The sequence below is a fragment of the Pseudomonas sp. PVC-3-1 genome, from assembly GCF_057444315.1.
The window spans coordinates 3,340,582-3,361,455 of record NZ_CM172023.1; the positions used below are offsets into that span (position 1 = coordinate 3,340,582).

Below are 20,874 nucleotides of genomic sequence, written 5' to 3' on the forward strand. Positions count from 1 at the left end.
TCAGGCGACGGCGACCACGTCGAGGATGCGCTGGACCACGCGGTCCTGGTCGATCCCGGCGGCTTCCGCCTCGAAGGTGAGGATCAGGCGATGGCGCAGCACGTCGAAGAGCATCGCCTGGATGTCCTCGGGGCTGACGAAATCACGCCCGGCCAGCCAGGCGTGGGCGCGCGCGCAACGATCCAGGGCGATGGAGCCGCGCGGGCTGGCGCCGTACGACAGCCATTCGGCCAGCTCGGCGTCGTACTTGGCCGGCGTACGCGTGGCCATGATCAGTTGCACCAGGTACTCCTCCACGGCGTCGGCCATGTACAGGCCGAGGATTTCCTGGCGGGCGGCGAAGATGGCCTCCTGGGTGACCCGGCGCTCCGGCTTGGTCTCTCCGTGCAGCGCTTCACCACGGGCCTGCTGGAGGATGCGGCGCTCGACGGAGGCCTCCGGGTAGCCGATCTTCACGTGCATGAGGAAGCGGTCGAGCTGGGCCTCGGGCAGCGGATAGGTGCCTTCCTGCTCGATGGGGTTCTGCGTCGCCATCACCAGGAACAGCGGCGGCAGGTCGTAGGTGCTGCGCCCCACGCTGACCTGGCGCTCAGCCATGGCTTCAAGCAGGGCGGACTGCACCTTGGCCGGCGCGCGGTTGATTTCGTCGGCCAGCACCAGGTGGTGGAAGATCGGCCCCTGCTGGAACACGAAGCTGCCGTTTTCCGGGCGATAGATCTCGGTGCCGGTGATGTCCGCCGGGAGCAGGTCGGGGGTGAACTGGATGCGGTGGAACTCGGCTTCCAGGCCTTCGGCCAGGTCCTTGATCGCCTTGGTCTTGGCCAGGCCGGGTGCGCCTTCCACCAGCAGGTGGCCGTCGGCGATCAGGGCGATGAGCAGCCGCTCGATGAGCTTTTCCTGGCCGAGGATCTGGCTGGAGAGATACTGGCGCAGTGCAAGGAGCGACTCACGATGTTCCATCGCGTGGATTTCCTGGACGAAGGGTGGGGCTGTCGGGCCGCCTACTTTACTGCATCGGCCATCACTCTTGCAGCGCTGTGCTTCGAGCCTTGTGCTGCGCTACCGGTTCCGGAAGCGTCTCGACACCCGGCAAGGGCGTCAGGCAGCGCAGCGAGGTATTGGGGTTTCTCTGGTGGCGCATGTCACGGGCGCCGCCGTGAACTACGGCGAAGCGATAGACCCAGGCGACGATTCGTGGCATGCCGGCAGCCAGCAGCATGCGGTGGAACAGGTCGTCCGCGTCGGCCTTGGTGACCGGAGCCACGTTGAGGAACTGGTACAGGGCGTCGTGCACCAGGCTCGCGTGGTGCGCCACCGGCCAGAACATCACGCGCTCTTTCTGCTTGCCGTGGCGCAGGCACTGCACGCTTTCCAGGTGCTCCCACCAATCCGGCGTGCCAAGGGTGGCGATCCAGAAGAACGGCACTTTCGGTGAGCAGCCGTCCCAGGCGTAGGTGCGGGTACAGCCGAAGTCGTAGCCTACGGTGCCGGCGGCGAGGTCCACGCTGGCCGGGCCGGGGTTGATGATGATGCGCCCGTCGTGCACCACCAGCCATTCGCTATAGAAGTAGCGGCCCTCGAACACCGGGTCTTCGCAGACCAGCGGGAAGTCGATGTAGTTGATCCACGGGCCGTTGCGGTCGCGGCTGCAGAAGCCCCATTCGCGCACTGAGCGTTCCCGCGCGGCTTCGACACGGCGCAGGCGCTCGCCGCGGCCGACGATGCGCGGTAGCAACACGCCCAGATAAACCGGGACCGCGCCGACCAGCAGCGGTCGCACGGCTTCGTCGAGGAACAGCCAGGCCAGCACCAGCAGCGCCACGCCCAGCAGAGTGACCAGCAAGTTGTCGAGATGGCGCAGCAGCGGGCGGTGCAGGGGTGGGTGGCGTTGCATGGCGTCCGTTCCAGGGCAGGAAAGGCCATGATAGCGCTTTGATATTTCCTGCGGCAGATGCGGAACGATCGTGCGGCGCAATTTGTCGTTTTCCAGTAAGCGCGGAGCCTGCATGCCGTTGAACGAATATGTCGCAGCCCCGTAAGCCAGCGCCTGCCGACTCCCGATAAGCTCCGTGGAATCGGTGACCGCCCGGTCGGGGCTGTCAATCGAGGGTCGCACTGCCCGGCTATACCTGTGGCCCGACACAAGACGATATGCGTTCTACGCTCAATCCAAATAAAACGAGCCCAGCGGAGTACCAACATGGCGTTCTTCACCGCAGCCAGCAAAGCCGACTTCCAGCAACAACTGAAAGCGGCCCTGGCGCAGCACGTCGACGACAAGGGTCTGCCACAAGTGGCCCTGTTCGCCGAGCAGTTCTTCGGCTTCATTTCCCTCGACGAATTGACCCAGCGCAGGTTGTCCGACCTGGTCGGCTGCACCTTGTCTTCCTGGCGCCTGTTGGAACGCTTCGACCCCGCTCAGCCTGACGTGGCGGTGTACAACCCCGATTACGAAAAGCACGGCTGGCAGTCCACCCACACTGCCGTGCAGGTGCTGCACCCGGACCAGCCATTCCTGGTCGACTCGGTGCGTATGGAACTGAACCGCCGCGGTTACAGCATCCACACCCTGCAGACCAACGTGCTCAGCGTGCGCCGCAACGCCAAGGGCGAACTGCTGGAAATCCTGCCCAAGAACAGCACTGGCAAGGATGTGCGCCAGGAATCGCTGATGTACCTGGAGATCGACCGCGTCTCCCAGGCCGGTGAACTGCGCACCCTGGAAAAGGCCCTGCTGGAAGTGCTCGGCGAGGTCCGCCTGGCGGTCGCCGACTTCCCGGCCATGCGCAGCAAGGCTGAAGAACTGCTCGCCTGGCTGGGCAAATCCAAGGTCAAGGCCCGTGCGGAAGAAACCGCCGAGGTGCGCGCCTTCCTCGAGTGGCTGCTGGACAACCATTTCACCTTCCTCGGCTATGAAGAATTCACCGTGCAGGAGGAGGCCGATGGCGGCCACCTGGTGTATGACGAGAAGGCTTTCCTCGGCCTGACCCGCACCTTGCGCGCCGGCCTGAACAAGGATGATCTGCACATCGAGGACTACGCGGTCGCCTACCTGCGCGAGCCGGTGCTGCTGTCCTTTGCCAAGGCCTCGCAGCCTAGCCGCGTACACCGCCCGGCCTACCCGGACTACGTGTCGATCCGCGAGATCGACGCCAAGGGCAAGGTCGTCCGCGAGTTCCGCTTCCTCGGCCTGTACACCTCGGCTGTCTACGCCGAGAGCGTGTTCGACATCCCGTTCATTCGCGGCAAGGTCGCCGCCGTCCTGAAGAATTCCGGCTTCGACAGCAAGGCGCACCTGGGCAAGGAGCTGGCGCAGATTCTCGAAGTGCTGCCGCGCGACGACCTGTTCCAGACTCCGGTGGACGAGTTGTATGCCACCGCCATGTCCATCGTGCAGATCCAGGAACGCAACAAGATCCGCCTGTTCCTGCGCAAGGACCCCTACGGCCGCTTCGCCTACTGCCTGGCCTACGTGCCGCGCGACATCTATTCCACCGAAACGCGGATGAAGATCCAGCAGGTGCTGATGGAGCGCCTGAAGGCCAGCGACTGCGAGTTCTGGACCTTCTTCTCCGAATCCACCCTGGCCCGCGTGCAGTTCATCCTGCGCGTCGACCCGAAGAACCGCATCGATGTCGACGCCGCCCAGTTGGAGCAGGAAGCCATCCAGGCCTGCCGTTCCTGGCAGGACGATTACGCCGCACTGGTGCTGGAGAACTTCGGCGAAGGGCAGGGCAACAACCTGCTGGAAGACTTCCCCAAAGGCTTTCCGGCCGGCTACCGCGAGCGTTTCGCCCCGCACTTCGCAGTGGTGGACCTGCAGCACCTGTCCAGCCTGTCCGACAGCCGCCCGCTGGTGATGAGCTTCTACCAGCCGCTGGCTCAAGGTGAACAGCAGCTGCACTGCAAGCTGTACCACGCCGACACGCCGCTGGCGCTGTCCGACGTCCTGCCGATCCTGGAGAACCTCGGCCTGCGCGTGCTTGGCGAATTCCCCTATCGCCTGCGCCACATCAATGGCCGCGAATACTGGATTCATGACTTCGCCTTCACCTATGCCGAAGGCCTGGACGTCAACATCCAGGAGCTCAACGAGACCCTGCAGGATGCCTTCGTCCACATCGTCAACGGCGATGCCGAGAACGACGCCTTCAACCGCCTGGTGCTGACTGCCGGCCTGCCGTGGCGCGATGTGGCGCTGCTGCGCGCCTACGCCCGCTACCTGAAGCAGATTCGCCTGGGCTTCGACCTGGGCTATATCGCCAGTGCGCTGAACGCCCATGTGGATATCGCTCGCGAGCTGGTACGCCTGTTCAAGACCCGGTTCTACCTGGCGCGCAAGCTCACCTCCGAGGACCTGGAGGACAAGCAGCAGAAACTGGAACAGGCCATTCTCGCGGCGCTGGACAACGTCCAGGTGCTCAACGAAGACCGCATCCTGCGTCGCTACCTCGACCTGATCAAGGCGACCCTGCGCACCAACTTCTACCAGCCGGATGCCGCCGGACAGAACAAGAGCTACTTCAGCTTCAAGTTCAACCCGAAAGCCATTCCGGAAATCCCGCGACCGACGCCGAAGTTCGAAATCTTCGTCTACTGCCCGCGCGTGGAAGGCGTCCACCTGCGCTTCGGCGACGTGGCCCGTGGCGGCCTGCGCTGGTCCGACCGCGAGGAGGACTACCGCACCGAAGTGCTGGGCCTGGTGAAGGCGCAGCAGGTGAAGAACGCGGTGATCGTTCCCACTGGCGCCAAGGGCGGCTTCATCCCTCGGCGCCTGCCGGTTGGCGGCAGCCGCGATGAGATCCAGGCCGAAGCCATCGCCTGCTACCGCATCTTCATCTCCGGCCTGCTGGACATCACTGACAACCTCAAGGAAGGCCAGGTCCTGCCGCCAGCCAACGTGGTACGCCACGACGCGGACGATCCCTACCTGGTGGTGGCGGCGGACAAGGGCACTGCGACCTTCTCCGACATCGCCAACGGCATCTCTGCCGACTACAACTTCTGGCTGGGTGACGCCTTCGCCTCCGGCGGCTCCGCCGGCTACGACCACAAGGGCATGGGCATTACCGCCCGCGGCGGCTGGGTCTCGGTGCAGCGCCACTTCCGCGAGCGCGGCATCGACGTGCAGAAGGACAGTGTGACCGTCATCGGCATCGGCGACATGGCCGGCGACGTGTTCGGCAACGGCCTGCTGATGTCGGACAAGCTGCAGATGGTCGCGGCCTTCAACCATATGCACATCTTCCTTGACCCCAACCCGGACGCGGCGGCGAGCTTCGCCGAGCGCCAGCGCCTGTTCAATCTGCCGCGCTCCAGCTGGGCCGACTACGACGCCTCGCTGATCTCCGCCGGCGGCGGCATCTTCCTGCGCAGCGCCAAGAGCATCACCCTGACCCCGGAAGTGCGCGCGCGCTTCGACATCGACGCCGAGCGCCTGACCCCGACCGAGCTGATCCACGCGCTGCTCAAGGCACCGGTGGACCTGCTGTGGAACGGCGGCATCGGCACCTACGTGAAATCCAGCGATGAAACCCATGCCGACGTCGGCGACAAGGCCAACGATGGCCTGCGCGTGGACGGCTGCGACCTGCGGGTGAAAGTGGTGGGCGAGGGCGGCAACCTCGGCATGACGCAGCTGGCACGGGTCGAGTTCGGCCTCAACGGCGGCGCGTGCAACACCGACTTCATCGATAACGCCGGTGGCGTGGACTGCTCCGACCACGAGGTGAACATCAAGATCCTGCTCAACGAGGTAGTGACCGCCGGCGACATGACCAGCAAGCAGCGCAACAAGCTGCTGGCGGAAATGACCGACCAGGTGTCCGACCTGGTGCTGGGCAACAACTACAAGCAGACCCAGGCGTTGTCCCTGGCCGAGCGTCGCGCCCGCGAACGCATCGCCGAGTACAAGCGCCTGATGAGCGACCTGGAGGGCCGTGGCAAGCTGGATCGCGCGCTGGAATTCCTGCCTACCGACGAGGGGATTGCCGAGCGCATCGCCGCCGGCCAGGGCCTGACCCGCGCCGAGCTGGCCGTGCTGATTTCCTATAGCAAGATCGACCTGAAGGAGCAGTTGCTGGGCTCGCTGGTACCGGATGATGACTACCTGACCCGCGATATGGAAACGGCGTTCCCGCAGACCCTGGTCGATACCTTTGGCCCGGCCATGCGCAAGCACCGCCTCAAGCGTGAAATCGTCAGCACGCAGATCGCCAATGACCTGATCAACCACATGGGCATCACCTTCGTGCAGCGCCTGAAGGAGTCCACCGGCATGACGCCGGCGAACGTGGCGGGTGCCTACGTGATCGTGCGGGATGTCTTCCACCTGCCGCACTGGTTCCGCCAGATCGAGGCACTGGACTACCAGGTGCCGGCGGAAGTGCAGCTGACCCTGATGGACGAACTGATGCGCCTGGGGCGTCGGGCTACCCGCTGGTTCCTGCGCAGCCGTCGCAACGAGCAGGATGCCGCCCGTGACGTCGCCCACTTCGGCCCGCGTATCGCCGCCCTCGGCCTCAAGCTCAACGAGCTGCTCGAAGGCCCGACCCGCGAGCTGTGGCAGGCGCGCTACCAGGCCTATGTCGACGCTGGCGTACCAGAACTGCTGGCGCGCATGGTCGCCGGCACCAGTCACCTCTACACCCTGCTGCCGATCGTCGAAGCGGCGGACGTCACCGGCCGCGACCCGGCCGATGTGGCGCGCGCCTACTTCGCCCTGGGCAGTGAGCTGGAATTGACCTGGTACCTGCAGCAGCTCAGCTCCCTGCCGGTGGAGAACAACTGGCAGGCGCTGGCTCGCGAAGCTTTCCGCGACGACCTGGACTGGCAGCAGCGGGCGATCACCGTTTCCGTGCTGCAGATGCAGGACGGCCCGGCGGAAATCGATGCGCGCGTGGCGCTCTGGCTGGAGCAGCACGCCCCCATGGTTGCCCGCTGGCGCGCCATGCTCACCGAGCTGCGTGCTTCTACCAGTACCGACTACGCCATGTACGCCGTGGCCAATCGCGAGCTGCTTGATCTGGCGCAGAGTAACCAGCAGGGCGTCTGCCCGGCCTGATGTTCTGATCCGTTTGACCTTTTGATGCTCCAGCCCCGCCTAGTGCGGGGCTTTTTTTCGCTCTGATTCCTGATCTGGAACAGGCGGCCTGGGCAGGTCCGATGGCGGCGAATTCGCGAGCAAGCGCGCTTCTGCAAAAAATGGCGCTACGAAAATTGGGCGGGTCTGTAGGAGCGAGCTTGCTCGCGAATCGCTTTATCTCTCAAGGTCTTCGCGTTGCTCTACAGGAGCACCCCGGAGCGCTGGAATCGCAACCCCGAACAGGTCCAGCGAGACTCAGCTCCCGCTGCGCCCATCCTCGCGCGGCTCGGTCAGTGCCCGGCGGTACTTGGCGTACAGCTCATCGGACATGTTGCTGGCCCCCAGCATCTTCAGCGCGAAGGTCTTCACTTGCTCGTCGCTGTAGGGCTCTTGCTGCGGCGCCGGCTGGCTGGCGCAGCCCACCAGCCACAGGGGCAGGGTCAGGGAGAGTAGGGCGAGGGCACGGTTCATGGTTTTCACACGCAGGCTGGTTCGGGATGGTTGTCAGGCTATCAACCGCTCGAAGCGAGCAGAAATCATCCCGTTCAATAGTGGGTATCGTTTCTGGCGACTTCGGACGCCTTTATCTGACAGAAAGTTCCGCGCCTGCAGTGTTTTAACGCGAATGCGGATATGCTTCCCGGCTGTTCATCTCTCCCCCAGGATTACCCCATGAAAGCGCAACTCGTCGAACTTCTAACGCTGATCAGCTCTGGCTGCCTGGGTGAGGAAGAGATCCAGCAGATCGCCGACGAGGCGTCCCAGGCCTATGCCGATCCGGCAGCCTTCCTCGCCGCCAATGCGGATATCAACTATGACGATGAATTTCCCATCCCGCTGGGTGAATGGGTCGTGGTGGGCAGCCTGCCGGAAATCGTGCTGTTCATGGGCGACAGCTATGAAGAACTGTTCGGCGAGATCCGCGCATCCTTCGACCCGAGCGTGAGCTTCGTGCTTCAGGCCAAACAACTGCGCAAGGCCGAGCCGTTGGCTGCGCTGAACCGTATCCAGACCCAGCTCGGCGCGCTGTACCCGGAGAAGGGTGGCTACGTGCTGGTGGACTTCAGTGAGCCGCTGGATTCCGAGCTACAGTGCGTGCTGGTCTACCGCAATGACCTGGAGCGCGTCATGGCGCTCTGCGTGGAAATCGGCATTCCCGCTGTGCCGGCGCTGCAGGCCGCACAGGAATCGGGTCAGGACTGACCCAGCTGACTCCTTCGGAGCAGGGCGCCCAGGTCCACCAGGAGCTGGCCGCCAATGCAGCGGGAGGGTAGGTCGCCCTGGTCGATCCAGCGTTGCACAATGCCTGGGCGATCGCTCAGGCCGATCAACTGCGCAAAACGTTCGGGCGTCACGTAATAGCCACCTCCGAGCAAGTCCGGGGTGAATCCTCTTCCTTCTTTCATGCCTCGTCCCGCACCATCCAGCCCCTCGGTCTATGCCTTGGCCGTGGGGGATGAATCTATCCTAATTGTCAGGGTGTTTTTCCGGGCTTTGGACGTCTCGGAGATGGATGACGCATGATGAAGAAACGTTTCCTGTTCACCGCAGGAGAAAGACTACGAGCGTTGCGCTCGCTGACCGGCCTGTCACGTCGCGCCTTCGCTGAAACGGTGGGGATGAAGCCCAAGGATGTGGAGAACATCGAGTACGGCAATCAGCGCATGCGTGACCTCGATTTTCAGAAGGTCTGCAGCGTTTACCCGGATTTCAGCCGCTGGATTACCTACGAAGGGCCGATCGACCCGGCGGAGGTCGGCTGGAAAGTGGAGGACTCCGCCCAGCGTGCGGCGGTTTACCTGGTGAAGCACAATCCGCAGCTGCTGGCGACGCTCGGCCTGAGCCTGGAGGAATGGCAGGCCCGATACCATGAGGTGCTGGCGAGTCTCGATGATGAAGAGCGCCGGCTGCGCGAAGATGCCTCAGAGAACTGACGCCTGGGCTCAGGCTGTCTTGCCGGTACGGCGCAGGTAGGCGATCACGTCCGGCGCGCCGGCTAGACGCAGCCCTTGGCCGAAGGCATCCGACTGCAAATGATCCCTTGGCAGCAGCAGGCTTTCCGGGGTTTCCGAGTTGAACAGGCCGAAGCGCGCGTAGGGCATGCCGGTTTCCAGCAGCAGCTCCATGAAGGCCGCATCACTCCACGCCCTGGCAGGCATCGCCAGCATGTGGAAGCCTCGCTCCAGCTCATCCAGCACTGAGGCTTGCAGCTCGAAGCGCTGGATGCTCGCCGGCAGGGTGATCTCCAGCCCGCGGCGACGGGCATAGACCACCGCATTGGCCAGTTCGCAGGGATGGTTGTCGTCGTCCCAGAACAGGCGCGTGCCATGCCAGCCAGCGCTGCGCAACTGCAGCTGTGCCTTGCGCTCGAAGCCGGGCAAGGCCACGCCTAGCACCTTGGTGAAGTCGTTGTAGCTGATGATTCGCACCTTGCGGCACTGCTCGCAGTTGGAGAGCTCTTCGAGCCCTGCCAATGGGCTGTCGAGCCGGCTGCGGCAGCAGAGACCGTCGATGCTTCGCAGGTCTACGGCTGGATGGTCTTCGCGGTGGCTGGCCACCAGCCGCTTGAGCACGGCGTGGATACGCGCCTTGTCTTCCTGTACGGGGCCGGAGAGCGCTCCGCGAGGCAGGTCGATCAGCCGGTACAGCGGTGGGCCGGAATGCCAGCCGATGCCGGCGGGCCAGTCGGGCAGTGGCGAGAAGGGCAGGGACAGGCTCCGGCTGCGTTCGGCGACATTGCGCCCATCGGCACTGCCGATGCCCAGGCGCTGGGCAAGGGCGGCCAGCCGACTGGTCACGCTGCGGGGGCGAGGTGGTTGACTCATGGACGACGCAAGACTCCCGATGGCCAGCAGGTCAGTGCAGGAAGCGCCGGGCCCGATGCGCGGCGAATTGCCCTAAGCATAGAAAACCCTGGCGCCGTTGGGCGCATGCGTTGTGGCAAAATTCTTTCCTTAACTTGCAAGGAGGCCTCCATGGCTTGCGTGGTGCTGGATATTTCCCTGTCCGCCGACCGGCTGCAGGCGCTCTACAGCGGGCAGGCGAACCGGGTCCAGGTGCGTAGCCGCGATGGTCGGCAGGTCAACTTGCCGGCACATCATCTGCGTCCATTCGTCACTCACTCTGGAGTTCACGGCAGCTTCGAGCTGGAATTCGACGATTCCGGGCGGCTGCTGGCGCTGCGTCGCCTCGCCTGAGCGAGGGCAGGCTGGCTATAATAGCGCCCCATTTTGCCGACCGATGCCCGACCATGTACAGCCTGGCCCGCGAGCTCCTGTTCAAGCTCTCCCCGGAAACCTCCCATGAATTGTCCATCGACCTGATCGGCGCTGGTGGCCGCCTGGGCCTTAATGGCCTGCTGACCCAAGCGCCGAAAAGCCTCCCGGTGAAGGTGATGGGCCTGGAGTTCGCCAACCCCGTGGGCCTGGCCGCCGGCCTGGACAAGAACGGTGATGCCATCGACGGCTTCGCCCAACTGGGTTTCGGTTTTGTCGAGATCGGCACCGTCACCCCGCGTCCGCAACCGGGCAACCCCAAGCCGCGTCTCTTCCGCCTGCCGCAAGCCACCGCGATCATCAACCGCATGGGCTTCAACAACCACGGCGTCGATCACCTGATCGAGCGGGTCAAAGCGGCGAAGTACAAGGGCGTACTGGGCATCAACATCGGCAAGAACTTCGACACACCGGTCGAGCGCGCAGTGGATGACTACCTGATCTGCCTGGACAAGGTCTACGCCCATGCCAGCTACGTCACGGTCAACGTCAGCTCGCCGAACACTCCCGGCCTGCGTAGCCTGCAGTTTGGTGATTCGCTCAAGCAACTGCTCGAAGCGCTGCGCCTGCGGCAGGAAGACCTGGCCGTGCGGCACGGCCGCCGTGTGCCGCTGGCGATCAAGATCGCCCCGGACATGAGCGACGAAGAAACCGCGATGGTTGCCGCCGCGCTGATCGAGTCGGGCATGGATGCGGTAATCGCGACCAACACCACTTTGGGTCGCGAAGGCGTCGAGCACCTGCCGTTCGGCAACGAAGCGGGCGGCCTGTCGGGCGCTCCGGTGCGGGAGAAGAGTACCCATATCGTCAAGGTGCTGGCTGGCGAGCTGGGTGGCCGCCTGCCGATCATCGCCGCTGGCGGCATCACCGAAGGCGCGCATGCGGCGGAGAAGATCGCCGCGGGTGCGAGCCTGGTTCAGATCTATTCGGGGTTCATCTACAAGGGCCCGGCGCTGATCCGCGAAGCGGTGGACGCCATTGCGGCGGCCAAGCGGGCATAAGTACCGATAGCAGAAATAAGTAGGGCTCCTTTCGGAGCCCTTGGGCTTGCGCCCTTTTCCGCCCGGATGGGGCGGCTTGGGGAAGTCGTGGGTGACCCTGGATTCAGCCTGTTGCGTGCTGCAATTGGTTCACTCGTTGAATACCGGCGGCGCCGGTCAAACCATCCCAGTTGTCGCCGCGGCCCTCACGCCAGCCGTTGAGCCAGGATTGCCGGGTAGTGGGATGGGTAAACGGACAGAGGTCGCGAGATTTTCCAGTAATGCCGTGCTGATAACCGCGCAAAAAGGCTCTTTCCAACGGATCACGCTTAAGTCTTCTCATAGGGTGTTGCCCTCACTTGTTGACTGTTATGTCCCGTTGGCCCCCCAGGGAGGCCGGGCGGAATGTTCCGCCAAATGGGGCGCATTGCCGGCGTGACGCGCCCCGCCCGACACCATTGCGGTGAAGGATTACCCCGAGTTCTATCGAAAGGTTCCGGGGCTGTGAATGACCAATTTGTCATAAGGACGTAACTCTTATGGGTTTGGGCCATAAGGTTCGCCCGGTTTGCAAAATGCCAGTACGGCATAACCCGCCAGGGGCGGGAGCTTGCCAAGGATCAAGAGGAATATGTGTCTAATTGAGACCACCTCTCGTTCCGACGAGTGGGATGACTTTCTGCGACGCGAGGCCGCAGGCCGGTTGCCGGGCCATCCCTGAAAATGAATACATGGGTCGCCCTTGAGTTCGCGCGAGTGAACAAAAGGTGGCCGACAAGGCCGTAAGCGGCTTTGCTGAAAGGGCTGCGGCCCAGGAATTATTTGCATGGCGGATTTGCACGATCTCTTCCTCACTTGCCCGAAAGGGCTCGATGGGCTGTTGCTGGAGGAAGCCCAGGCGCTCGGGCTGACCGAGGCGCGCGCCCAGGTTTCGGCCATTCGCGGCAAGGGCGACCTGGAGACGGCCTACCGTCTGTGCCTCTGGTCGCGCCTGGCCAACCGCGTGCTGCTGGTGCTGTCTCGCTTCTCGGTTAACAACGCTGAAGACCTTTACCTGGGCGTCAATGCCGTGCCCTGGAGCGACCATCTGGAAGCCGACGGCAGCCTGGCCGTGGAGTTCAGCGGTAAGGGCTCGGGCATCGACAACACGCATTTCGGCGCGCTGAAGGTCAAGGACGCCATCGTCGATAACCTGCGCGCCGAGTTCGGCAAGCGGCCGACCGTTGACAAGGTCAACCCGGACATCCGCGTGCACCTGCACCTGGATCGCGGCCAGGCGGTGCTGTCGCTGGACCTTTCCGGCCACAGCCTGCACCAGCGCGGCTACCGTCTGCAGCAGGGCGCTGCCCCGTTGAAGGAAAACCTTGCGGCTGCCGTACTGATTCGCGCCGGTTGGCCGAAGATCGCTGCTGAAGGCGGCGCACTGTCCGACCCGATGTGTGGTGTGGGCACTTTCCTGATCGAGGCCGGCCTGATGGCCGCCGATATCGCGCCGAACCTCAAGCGCGAGCGCTGGGGCTTCAGCAATTGGCTGGGCCACGTGCCGGCGATCTGGAAGAAGCTGATCGAAGAAGCCCAGCAGCGTGCCGAAGTCGGTCTGGCCAAGACTCCGCTGTGGATTCGCGGCTACGAAGCCGACCCTCGCCTGATCCAGCCGGCGCGCAACAACATCGAGCGCTCCGGTCTGGCCGAGTGGGTGAAGATCTACCAGGGCGAGTTGGCTACTTTCGAGCCACGACCGGACAAGGGCCAGAAGGGCCTGATCATCTGCAATCCGCCCTACGGCGAGCGCCTGGGCGATGAAGCCAGCCTGCTGTACCTCTACCAGCACCTGGGCGAGCGTCTTCGCCAGAGTTGCCTGGGCTGGAGCGCCGGCGTGTTCACCGGTGCGCCGGAGTTGGGCAAACGCATGGGTATCCGCAGCCACAAGCAATACGCCTTCTTCAACGGAGCGCTGCCTTGCAAGCTGATCATGCTCGATGTCGAGCCGCGCCAGTTCGTGACCGGTGACCGCGGCGATCGCAGCGAATCGTCCCCGACCCAGGGCGCCGCTGTGATCGAACAGGCGCGCCTGAGTGAAGGTGGGCAGATGTTCGCCAACCGCCTGCAGAAGAACGTCAAGGCGCTGGGCAAATGGGCGCGCAAGGAAAAGATCGAGTGCTACCGGGTGTATGACGCCGACATGCCCGAGTACGCCCTGGCCGTTGATCTCTACCGTGACTGGGCGCACGTGCAGGAATACGCGGCGCCCAAGTCCATCGATCCGGAAAAGGCCCAGATCCGCCTGCTCGATGCACTGGCCGCGTTGCCGCAGGCGCTGGGCATTCCCACCGAGCGCATCGTGATCAAGCGTCGCGAGCGCCAGACCGGTAAAAAGCAGTACGAACGGCAGAACGCCGAAGGGCGCTTCATGGAAGTGGAAGAGGGCGGCGTGAAGCTGCTGGTCAACCTGACTGACTACCTCGACACCGGCCTGTTCCTTGACCACCGCCCGATCCGCATGCGAATCCAGCGCGAGGCTGCCGGCAAACGCTTCCTCAACCTGTTCTGCTACACCGCCACGGCCACCGTGCATGCAGCCAAGGGCGATGCGCGCAGCACCACCAGCGTCGATCTTTCCAAGACCTACCTGGACTGGGCGCGGCGCAACCTGTCGCTCAACGGCTTCTCCGACAAGCAGCGCCTGGTACAAAGCGACGTGATGGAGTGGCTGCGCGAGGATCGCGGCGAGTACGATCTGGTGTTCATCGATCCGCCGACCTTCTCCAACTCCAAGCGCATGGAAGGCGTATTCGATGTGCAGCGTGACCATGTCGAGCTGATCGATCTGGCCATGGCGCGCCTGGCCAAGGGAGGGGTGCTGTACTTCTCCAACAACTTCCGCAAGTTCGAGCTGGATGAGGGGTTGGCTGCGCGCTACCGGGTCGAGGAAATCAGCGCCCAGACGCTGGATCAGGATTTCGCCCGTAACAGCAAGATCCACCGCGCCTGGCGCATCACCGTACGTTGATGCCCGAGCGGCGCACGGCCTGGGCCGTGCGTCGCGCCAAGGCTGGGCAAATGGCCATCGGCTGCTATAAAAACTGAGTACCCCTGGGAACGAGAATCCACATGACTCAGTTGCCGGCCTACGAGCAGTTGCCCGCCGCTCAGGGAGTCGCCAGCCAGAAGAAGGCTCTGCGCGCCGCCGGCGTGGTGCTGGTGGCCGGCCTGCTGCTGACGGCGCTGCTGGGCTGGAATGTGTGGCGCAATGCCCGCATGGCGCTGGAACAGCAGTTCGTCCTCACCGCAAATGAGCGGATAGATCGAGTCCGCGAGCGGCTATCGACGCAACTGAGCGAGCTGGAGTCGATTCAGCGCTTCTTCGAGAACTCCGAGAAGGTGTCCCGCGAGGAGTTCGAACACTTCGTCAGCCCCCTGCTGGGCGATACCTTGGGCTATGCCTGGCTGCCGCGCGTGGAGCAGCGCCAGCGCGAGTCATTCGAAGCCAGCGCCCATGATGCCGGCATGCTCGATTACATGCTGTTCGAGCTCGACCTGCAGGGGAGGCCGATCCCGGCGCAGGTCCGCGAGCGCTATTTCCCCGTCCTCTATGGCGCCTCCGAGTACCTAGAGGAGATGCCCCTTGGCCTGGACCTCAACTCCACTTTGCCGGGCCGGGAGCTGACCCAGCGCGTGATGAAGTCTCGTTCCGTTGCCGCCTCGATGCCTGTCGTACTGCCCGGCGCACCGCCTGCGGACTCCACCGGCTTGTTGCTGGCCGCTCCGCTCTACCGTAACAGCGCGACTCCCAGCCCGACGGCGGAAACGCGCGTCGGCATCCAGGGCATCCTGCTGGCGGCGATCAGTTATCGACTGCTCATCGAGCAGGGATCGGAAGGCCATGGCGAGCAATTGGCCTTGACCCTGCGCGATGCCAGCGACCCCCGTCCGGACGTGCCTCTCTACCGCAGCCCGGTGACGGCGGACCAGACGGCGGGCTTGGTCTCGGAGCGCCACCTGCCATTCGCCGGTCGCGACTACCTGGTACGTGTCGAGCCTTCCAGTGACTTCCTACGGCGCAACCAGGGACACCCGCAGCTTTGGGTGGTGTTCGCCGGTGGGCTGACCTCCGTGTTGCTGGCCGGCTATGTGCTGGCGCTCCTCGGTCAGCGCCAGCGCGCCCTGCAACTGGTGGGCGAGCGCACTGCCGAGTTGCGCGCCAACCAGCTGGAGCTGCAGGAGAACCAGGCGCGCCTGCACTTCGCCATGGACAGTGCCGGCCATGGCGTCTGGGACTGGAGCCTGGATACCGGAAATGTCTTCTACTCCCATGCCTGGAAGGCCATGCTCGGCTACCGCGATAGCGAGGTCGGGGCGACGACCGAAGAGAGCCTGAGCCGGGTCCATCCAGAGGACAAAGATGCACGCTGCGACGCGCTGCGCCGGCATCTTCGCGGCGAATCGTCGCTGTACCAGAGCGAACACCGGCTGCGTTGCAAGAGCGGACGCTGGCTCTGGGTGCTTGATCGCGGGCAGGTAGTCGAACGCGACAGCGATGGCTCGCCAAGACGCATGATCGGCACCCAGACCGACATCAGCTCGCGCAAGGCCGCCGAACTGGAACTGGGCGAGGTGAACAGCCGGCTGCACGGCCTGCTCGATGCGGCGACCCAGGTTGCCATCGTGTCTACCGACCTGCGCGGGTTCGTGCGCAGCTTCAATGTGGGTGCCGAGCGCATGTTCGGTTACAGCGCCCAGGAGGTGATCGGGCGCCCGGTGCCGGAGAACGTCTTCCTCAAGGATGAAATCCGCCGGCGCGGACAGGACCTGTCCAGCATCCTGGGCCGGGAAATACGCGGCTTCGAAGTGGTCGGCGCGCTGGTTGGCGAGGGCCACGAGGAGCATGAATGGACTTGCATTCGGCGCGATGGGCGGCAGTTGAAGATCAACCTGATCATTACCGGCGTCCGCGATTCGGCCGGCAACACCACGGGCTATCTGGGGATCGCCACCGATATCACCCGACGCAAGGAGGCGGAGCTGGAGCTGCGGCGCCTGTCGGTCACCGATGCACTCACCGGCATCCACAACCGCCGCTATTTCAAGGAGCAACTGGACCAGGCCATGGCGCGCTGCTCGCGTAGCGGTGAAGCGCTGTCGCTGGTGATGTTCGACATTGATCACTTCAAGGACATCAACGACCGCTTCGGCCACGAGGCGGGCGATATCGTGCTGGTCACCTTGTGCCAGCGCATTGCGCAGCGCCTGCGCAAGGTGGACGTGTTCTGCCGCATTGGCGGGGAGGAATTGGTGGTGCTTTGCCCGGGGAGTACCACGGAGCAGGCCTGGCAATTGGCTGAGGCGTTGTGGCAGGCCCTGCGCGGCCAGCCGATGGAAGGCGTCGGCGTGGTCACGGCGAGCTTCGGGGTGGCGTCCTGGTGCCCTGGCGAGAGTGCGGACGACCTGATGCGCAAGGTAGACCGCGCGGTGTATCGCGCCAAGCGCTTGGGCCGGGATCGTCTGGAGCGAGTGGAGGCCTGAAACGAAAACCCCGGCCACTTGGCCGGGGTTCGTGTGGGGATCAGCCCTTGGTGCTGTTGTAGAGGTCCAGCAACACCTGGTCGAGGATCGAGGAGGCGCCCCACGGCCGGTTGCTGTTGAGGATCGCCACCACCACCCAGGTGCGGCCATTGGCATCGCGGCTGAAGCCGGCGAGGGCGCGCACGGTGTTCAGGGTGCCAGTCTTCACGTGCGCTTCGCCGGCCATGGGTGTGCCGCGCAGGCGTTTGCGCATGGTGCCATCCTTCGCCACGATCGGCAGCGAGGAAATGTACTCCGCGGCGTACGGGCTGTGCCACGCGGCCTGCAGCATGGCCGCCATCTCGCGGGCACTGACGCGCTCGTCGCGGGACAGGCCCGAACCATTTTCCATTACCAGGTGGCTCGCGGTGATGCCCTTGCGCGCCAGCCACTGGCGGATCACCCGCTGGGCGGCCTTGGCGTCGTCCGCATCGGCTCCGTTGCGGTACTGGCGACCAACCGAGAGGAACAGTTGGCGGGCCATGGTGTTGTTACTGTACTTGTTGATGTCGCGGATGATCTCCACGACATCCGGGGACATGGCGCGGGCTACCAGGGTTGCACTTTTCGGCACGGTGCCTTCGCGGTCCTTGCCGAGGATGCTGCCACCCAGTTCCTGCCAGATACCACGCACGGCGCCGGCGGTGTAGGCCGGATGCTCAAGCAGCGACATGTACGTCTGTGCGCTGCAGCCCTGGGGAATCTGCCCGGTGGCGACCAGCGAGGTGCCGTCGAACTGAGTCACCGGATTGAAGCGCAGCTTCGGCCAGGCCGGGCAGGCGGCGGGCTTGCTCACCTGGATCTGGTTGTCGATGCGTACGTTCGCCAGCGGCGGGTCCATCAGTACGGTGGCCTTGCTGCCTTCGGTGCGAATCACCAGGCGCACGCTCTTCAAGTTGACCATCAGTGAGTCGGGGCCGACCAGGAAGGGCTTGTTGTCGTCGCCTCCGTCGTCGTTGAACACTGGCAACTGCGGAATGTTGAAGTAGCTGCGGTCCAGCACCAGGTCGCCGGTGACCGTGCGCACGCCGTTGGCGCGCAGGTCGCGCATCATCAGCCAGAGCTTCTCCAGATTCAGCTTCGGATCGCCGCCACCCTTGAGGTAGAGGTTGCCATTGAGGGTGCCGTCCTTGAGCTGGCCGTCAGTGTAGAACTCGGTCTGCCACTGATAGGTCGGGCCGAGCATTTCCAGAGCGGCGTAGGTGGTGAACAGCTTCATGGTCGACGCCGGGTTCACCGAGACATCGGAGTTGAAGTAAGTGGCGTTGCCGGGGCCTTCCAGGGGAATCATCACCAGCGATAGGGCGTCATCGGTGAGCTTGCTGGCCCTCAGCGCTTTCTGGACGCGCTCGGGCAGGGCGGTGTTGATCTGGGCAACGGCCGGCAAGGCAAAAGGCAACAAAGTAGCGAGAGCGAGGACGCGCAGAGACTTGAACATAGAAAAGATGACATCCCAGTAGTCGGGCATTGACTTGAAAAAATGAAAAGATGAAGCGCAACACTACAGATGAAATACTCCCTGTTGTGTCGGGAGCTGCGGCACATTATGCCGCAAGCCGTTCCAGTATGCGCAGGCGTTCGAGTGCCAGTCGTCTCGGCGAAGCGCTGCGGGACCTGGCTGGCGCAAGTTCGGATTGGTTAGTACACACAAGTTCATCCAGTGGCGAAAGCCCCCAGTGAAGGAGAGATTCAGATGGCTCCCCATCGTTCCCGCCGTTTACGCAAGAAGTTGTGTGTCGATGAGTTCCAGGAGCTCGGATTCGAGCTGAGCTTCAAGTACAACGAAGGGCAGGGCGAGGATTCTGTCGGTGCCTTCATGGGGCGTTTCGCTGCTGACGCCGTAGAACCCAATGATCTGGTCTACAGCGGGTGCGACGAATACGGGTTCATCTGCCTGGCCCGGCGCGGCTCAGTCACTTCGCAGCAGCGCGAGCTGATCGAGGGGTGGCTGAAGCAGCAGCCTGAATTGGCGGGGTTTACCGTCAGCCCGCTAGTCGACGCGTGGTACCCGGACCAACCGGTCAATCCGCCCGTCCGCTGAGCAGGATATTCTCGTCCGACTCCAGGGCGCGCATCAGCGCCCTTTGATCGAGTGGCTTCGACAGGCAAGCCAGATTGGGCGTGCCACGCGCTCTGAGCGTCTGCTGCAGGGCTCGTAGTTCTTCTTCGTCGCGGCTACTGAGCAGGATTGTCTGGCGAACGCTACCTGCGCCGGCCAGTTCGCCGGCCAGTTCAATACCATTAGTGTCCGGAAGATTGATGTCGCAAAGCAGCAGGTCGAAAGGCTCATTGCGCCGGGCACACGCGTCTCGTGCTTCGGTGGCATCCATTGCGGGAGTCAGTCTGAAAAAGCCCAGTCGGTTCAAGTGCATCTGTACGGCAAAGAGTTGGAAGGGATGATCCTCGACAACCAGAATGCTGAGTTTGTTGTTCTGCACGGAAGTGGCTCCAGGAAGTAGCGGGCTGCGTTCGGTGTTACCAATTGACTAAGTCGTGTGTTGCGCACATTTCCGAAATTGGGCTTCTGCTTTCGCTGAGTTCAATTATGTTCAGGTGAATTGGATAGTTGTGCATGGGTTCGGATGTTCATTGCTAATGAGTTGGGGTCATATTGTTAATTGAGTCTGCCTGTTTAATTTGAAAGTGGGTGTTTTTTAACTTGCGCTTTCTGGTTTGCGTTGATTTGGCTTTTGGATGTTTTTATCGGCTGGTTGATGGGCGCATTAAAACTCCTTGGTACTCTCTAGTTGACTTTTCGGTCAGCTGGAATAGCTGGCGTGCTTTTTGAGGGCTGGCTATTGGCGAATGTGATGAAGCCAGCTTTTCGAGTGCTTGACGCTGATTTTTTGCCGCTCCGGGCAGGATGCGGCACGCGGCCGTGCAGGCGTAATGATTGTCCTAGAGCCTTTCTTTTAAAAAATCGGGATGCTCTGAAGGAGTCGTTTATCTGCAATTTGAGTGATGAGAATTTGATTGAGTGGCGGGTCCGGAAAGTGTTTTCTGTAATGAAAAGGCAGGGCGTACAGAGATGCCCCCTGGTTTTTTCAGGAATCTAAGTAAGCTTGCCTACCGTTTGACGTCGGAATCTTCGTGCTCAGTGTCTGTGAAAGTCCAGGTGCTTAGGTTTGTTTGTAGGAATTATTTAGTTGTTGCGTAGGAAAATCCTCTAATGATGAATATTGAGGGTGGGCAATCTCGACAGAATAGGCTCGACATATATCTTACCGATGACGAAGGAAATCCATTTCGACGGGTCTGAGGAAGGAAGCTGATGAGCAAGGTTCTAATTGTCGATGATCACCCAGTCATACGCATGGCGATGCGGGTGCTGTTGGAAAAGGAAGGCCACGTCATCGTTGGTGAGACCGACAACGGCGTGGATGCACTTTCGCTTGTCAAGGACCTGATTCCTGACTTGGTCGTTCTGGATATCGGCATCCCCAGGCTCGATGGCCTGGAGGTGATCAGCCGCATCTCTGCCTTCGAACTGCCGCTCAAGGTACTGGTGCTGACCGGTCAGAGCGCTTCGCTGTTCGCCATGCGCTGCATGCAGGCCGGTGCTTCCGGGTTCGTCTGCAAGCAGGGTGGCCTTGCGGAGCTGATCAGCGCGGTCAACGCCGTGGTTGCCGGTTACAACTATTTCCCCAGTACCGCCGTTCGGCAGACCCGCCGCAACAACGGCCAGATGGATGACCAGGAACTCATCCAGCGCCTGTCGGACCGTGAGATGGCCGTTCTCCAGTATCTCGCCAACGGGTATTCGAACAAGGAAATCTCCGAGCAGATGTTCATCAGCAACAAGACGGTCAGTACTTACAAGACCCGTCTTCTGCTGAAGCTCAATGCTCATTCGCTGGTCGATCTTATCGAGTTCGCCAAGCGAAACGCCTTGGTTTGAGGTGTGTGATGGGCCGCTTTCGCTGTCTCATTGGTGTGTTACTACTTATCTGTTGCCGATGGGGGATGGCGGAGC

Annotated in this window: 17 protein-coding genes; 9 read left to right on the top strand and 8 right to left on the bottom strand. The window is 62.9% G+C overall.

The window, feature by feature from the left end; translation table 11 throughout:
* Together AC2T4A_RS15720 and AC2T4A_RS15725 are read right to left on the bottom strand one after the other, a co-directional pair.
* Positions 1-960 (bottom strand): AAA family ATPase, encoded by a 960-nt coding sequence (locus AC2T4A_RS15720; RefSeq protein ID WP_184589183.1) that lies wholly within the window; start codon positions 958-960, stop codon positions 1-3.
* 61 nt (positions 961-1,021) lie between these two features.
* The gene (locus AC2T4A_RS15725; RefSeq protein WP_486741141.1) at positions 1,022-1,894 is read right to left on the bottom strand and encodes a DUF1353 domain-containing protein; all 873 of its coding nucleotides are present in this window, start codon (positions 1,892-1,894) and stop codon (positions 1,022-1,024) included.
* A gap of 306 nt (positions 1,895-2,200) precedes the next feature.
* On the opposite strand from AC2T4A_RS15725, the gene AC2T4A_RS15730 reads away from it, so the two are divergent.
* Positions 2,201-7,063: an NAD-glutamate dehydrogenase gene (locus AC2T4A_RS15730; protein WP_478378083.1), complete on the top strand. Its 4,863-nt coding sequence runs from the start codon at positions 2,201-2,203 to the stop codon at positions 7,061-7,063.
* 276 nt (positions 7,064-7,339) lie between these two features.
* On the opposite strand, the gene AC2T4A_RS15735 is transcribed toward AC2T4A_RS15730, so the two are convergent.
* Positions 7,340-7,555: a hypothetical protein gene (locus AC2T4A_RS15735; protein WP_416748377.1), complete on the bottom strand. Its 216-nt coding sequence runs from the start codon at positions 7,553-7,555 to the stop codon at positions 7,340-7,342.
* A 201-nt stretch (positions 7,556-7,756) separates the two neighbouring features.
* Between AC2T4A_RS15735 and AC2T4A_RS15740 the strand changes: the two genes are divergently transcribed.
* The gene (locus AC2T4A_RS15740) at positions 7,757-8,287 is read left to right on the top strand and encodes a hypothetical protein (protein WP_478378084.1); all 531 of its coding nucleotides are present in this window, start codon (positions 7,757-7,759) and stop codon (positions 8,285-8,287) included.
* On the opposite strand, the gene AC2T4A_RS15745 is transcribed toward AC2T4A_RS15740, so the two are convergent.
* On the bottom strand, positions 8,278-8,490 hold the full coding sequence (locus AC2T4A_RS15745) for a DNA-binding protein (protein WP_416748374.1): 213 nt from the start codon (positions 8,488-8,490) through the stop codon (positions 8,278-8,280). The two genes, AC2T4A_RS15740 and AC2T4A_RS15745, sit on opposite strands and share 10 nt — an antisense overlap.
* Before the next feature lie 114 nt (positions 8,491-8,604).
* Between AC2T4A_RS15745 and AC2T4A_RS15750 the strand changes: the two genes are divergently transcribed.
* Complete coding sequence (locus AC2T4A_RS15750; protein ID WP_416748372.1) at positions 8,605-9,018, top strand: helix-turn-helix transcriptional regulator; 414 nt, start codon at positions 8,605-8,607, stop codon at positions 9,016-9,018.
* A 9-nt stretch (positions 9,019-9,027) separates the two neighbouring features.
* Here the strand turns inward: AC2T4A_RS15750 and AC2T4A_RS15755 are convergent, their stop codons facing one another.
* Positions 9,028-9,909 carry a DUF6685 family protein gene (locus AC2T4A_RS15755; protein ID WP_486741142.1) on the bottom strand — a complete coding sequence of 294 codons (882 nt, stop codon included), beginning with the start codon at positions 9,907-9,909 and terminating at the stop codon, positions 9,028-9,030.
* A gap of 150 nt (positions 9,910-10,059) precedes the next feature.
* Between AC2T4A_RS15755 and AC2T4A_RS15760 the strand changes: the two genes are divergently transcribed.
* Together AC2T4A_RS15760 and AC2T4A_RS15765 are read left to right on the top strand one after the other, a co-directional pair.
* Positions 10,060-10,281 carry a DUF2835 domain-containing protein gene (locus AC2T4A_RS15760; RefSeq protein WP_416748368.1) on the top strand — a complete coding sequence of 74 codons (222 nt, stop codon included), beginning with the start codon at positions 10,060-10,062 and terminating at the stop codon, positions 10,279-10,281.
* 53 nt (positions 10,282-10,334) lie between these two features.
* Positions 10,335-11,360: a quinone-dependent dihydroorotate dehydrogenase gene (locus AC2T4A_RS15765; protein WP_416748366.1), complete on the top strand. Its 1,026-nt coding sequence runs from the start codon at positions 10,335-10,337 to the stop codon at positions 11,358-11,360.
* A 103-nt stretch (positions 11,361-11,463) separates the two neighbouring features.
* On the opposite strand, the gene rmf is transcribed toward AC2T4A_RS15765, so the two are convergent.
* The gene (rmf, locus tag AC2T4A_RS15770) at positions 11,464-11,682 is read right to left on the bottom strand and encodes a ribosome modulation factor (protein WP_081519407.1); all 219 of its coding nucleotides are present in this window, start codon (positions 11,680-11,682) and stop codon (positions 11,464-11,466) included.
* A gap of 483 nt (positions 11,683-12,165) precedes the next feature.
* On the opposite strand from rmf, the gene rlmKL reads away from it, so the two are divergent.
* Both rlmKL and AC2T4A_RS15780 read left to right on the top strand, forming a co-directional pair.
* Positions 12,166-14,349: a bifunctional 23S rRNA (guanine(2069)-N(7))-methyltransferase RlmK/23S rRNA (guanine(2445)-N(2))-methyltransferase RlmL gene (gene rlmKL / locus AC2T4A_RS15775; RefSeq protein ID WP_486741143.1), complete on the top strand. Its 2,184-nt coding sequence runs from the start codon at positions 12,166-12,168 to the stop codon at positions 14,347-14,349.
* A 101-nt stretch (positions 14,350-14,450) separates the two neighbouring features.
* Positions 14,451-16,862, top strand: a complete 2,412-nt coding sequence (locus tag AC2T4A_RS15780; RefSeq protein WP_478378086.1) for a sensor domain-containing diguanylate cyclase — start codon at positions 14,451-14,453, stop codon at positions 16,860-16,862.
* Positions 16,863-16,902: 40 nt separating this feature from the next.
* On the opposite strand, the gene dacB is transcribed toward AC2T4A_RS15780, so the two are convergent.
* A complete protein-coding gene (gene dacB, locus AC2T4A_RS15785; RefSeq protein ID WP_486741144.1) occupies positions 16,903-18,339 on the bottom strand; it encodes a D-alanyl-D-alanine carboxypeptidase/D-alanyl-D-alanine endopeptidase in 1,437 nt (478 codons plus the stop codon).
* Positions 18,340-18,594: 255 nt separating this feature from the next.
* Here dacB and AC2T4A_RS15790 point away from each other — a divergent pair, with 255 nt between their 5' ends.
* Positions 18,595-18,942: a YggL 50S ribosome-binding family protein gene (locus AC2T4A_RS15790; RefSeq protein WP_416748358.1), complete on the top strand. Its 348-nt coding sequence runs from the start codon at positions 18,595-18,597 to the stop codon at positions 18,940-18,942.
* Here AC2T4A_RS15790 and AC2T4A_RS15795 read toward each other — a convergent pair.
* The gene (locus tag AC2T4A_RS15795) at positions 18,923-19,339 is read right to left on the bottom strand and encodes a response regulator (protein ID WP_416748356.1); all 417 of its coding nucleotides are present in this window, start codon (positions 19,337-19,339) and stop codon (positions 18,923-18,925) included. The genes AC2T4A_RS15790 and AC2T4A_RS15795 overlap by 20 nt on opposite strands.
* Before the next feature lie 833 nt (positions 19,340-20,172).
* Here AC2T4A_RS15795 and AC2T4A_RS15800 point away from each other — a divergent pair.
* On the top strand, positions 20,173-20,799 hold the full coding sequence (locus tag AC2T4A_RS15800) for a response regulator transcription factor (RefSeq protein ID WP_236170933.1): 627 nt from the start codon (positions 20,173-20,175) through the stop codon (positions 20,797-20,799).
* Positions 20,800-20,874 lie beyond the last annotated feature (75 nt).

Coding starts and splice junctions, on each gene's coding strand:
- AC2T4A_RS15720 (WP_184589183.1), bottom strand. CDS start 960: ATGGAACATCGTGAGTCGCTCCTTGCACTGCGCCAGTATCTCTCCAGC.
- AC2T4A_RS15725 (WP_486741141.1), bottom strand. CDS start 1,894: ATGCAACGCCACCCACCCCTGCACCGCCCGCTGCTGCGCCATCTCGAC.
- AC2T4A_RS15730 (WP_478378083.1), top strand. CDS start 2,201: ATGGCGTTCTTCACCGCAGCCAGCAAAGCCGACTTCCAGCAACAACTG.
- AC2T4A_RS15735 (WP_416748377.1), bottom strand. CDS start 7,555: ATGAACCGTGCCCTCGCCCTACTCTCCCTGACCCTGCCCCTGTGGCTG.
- AC2T4A_RS15740 (WP_478378084.1), top strand. CDS start 7,757: ATGAAAGCGCAACTCGTCGAACTTCTAACGCTGATCAGCTCTGGCTGC.
- AC2T4A_RS15745 (WP_416748374.1), bottom strand. CDS start 8,490: ATGAAAGAAGGAAGAGGATTCACCCCGGACTTGCTCGGAGGTGGCTAT.
- AC2T4A_RS15750 (WP_416748372.1), top strand. CDS start 8,605: ATGATGAAGAAACGTTTCCTGTTCACCGCAGGAGAAAGACTACGAGCG.
- AC2T4A_RS15755 (WP_486741142.1), bottom strand. CDS start 9,909: ATGAGTCAACCACCTCGCCCCCGCAGCGTGACCAGTCGGCTGGCCGCC.
- AC2T4A_RS15760 (WP_416748368.1), top strand. CDS start 10,060: ATGGCTTGCGTGGTGCTGGATATTTCCCTGTCCGCCGACCGGCTGCAG.
- AC2T4A_RS15765 (WP_416748366.1), top strand. CDS start 10,335: ATGTACAGCCTGGCCCGCGAGCTCCTGTTCAAGCTCTCCCCGGAAACC.
- rmf (WP_081519407.1), bottom strand. CDS start 11,682: ATGAGAAGACTTAAGCGTGATCCGTTGGAAAGAGCCTTTTTGCGCGGT.
- rlmKL (WP_486741143.1), top strand. CDS start 12,166: ATGGCGGATTTGCACGATCTCTTCCTCACTTGCCCGAAAGGGCTCGAT.
- AC2T4A_RS15780 (WP_478378086.1), top strand. CDS start 14,451: ATGACTCAGTTGCCGGCCTACGAGCAGTTGCCCGCCGCTCAGGGAGTC.
- dacB (WP_486741144.1), bottom strand. CDS start 18,339: ATGTTCAAGTCTCTGCGCGTCCTCGCTCTCGCTACTTTGTTGCCTTTT.
- AC2T4A_RS15790 (WP_416748358.1), top strand. CDS start 18,595: ATGGCTCCCCATCGTTCCCGCCGTTTACGCAAGAAGTTGTGTGTCGAT.
- AC2T4A_RS15800 (WP_236170933.1), top strand. CDS start 20,173: ATGAGCAAGGTTCTAATTGTCGATGATCACCCAGTCATACGCATGGCG.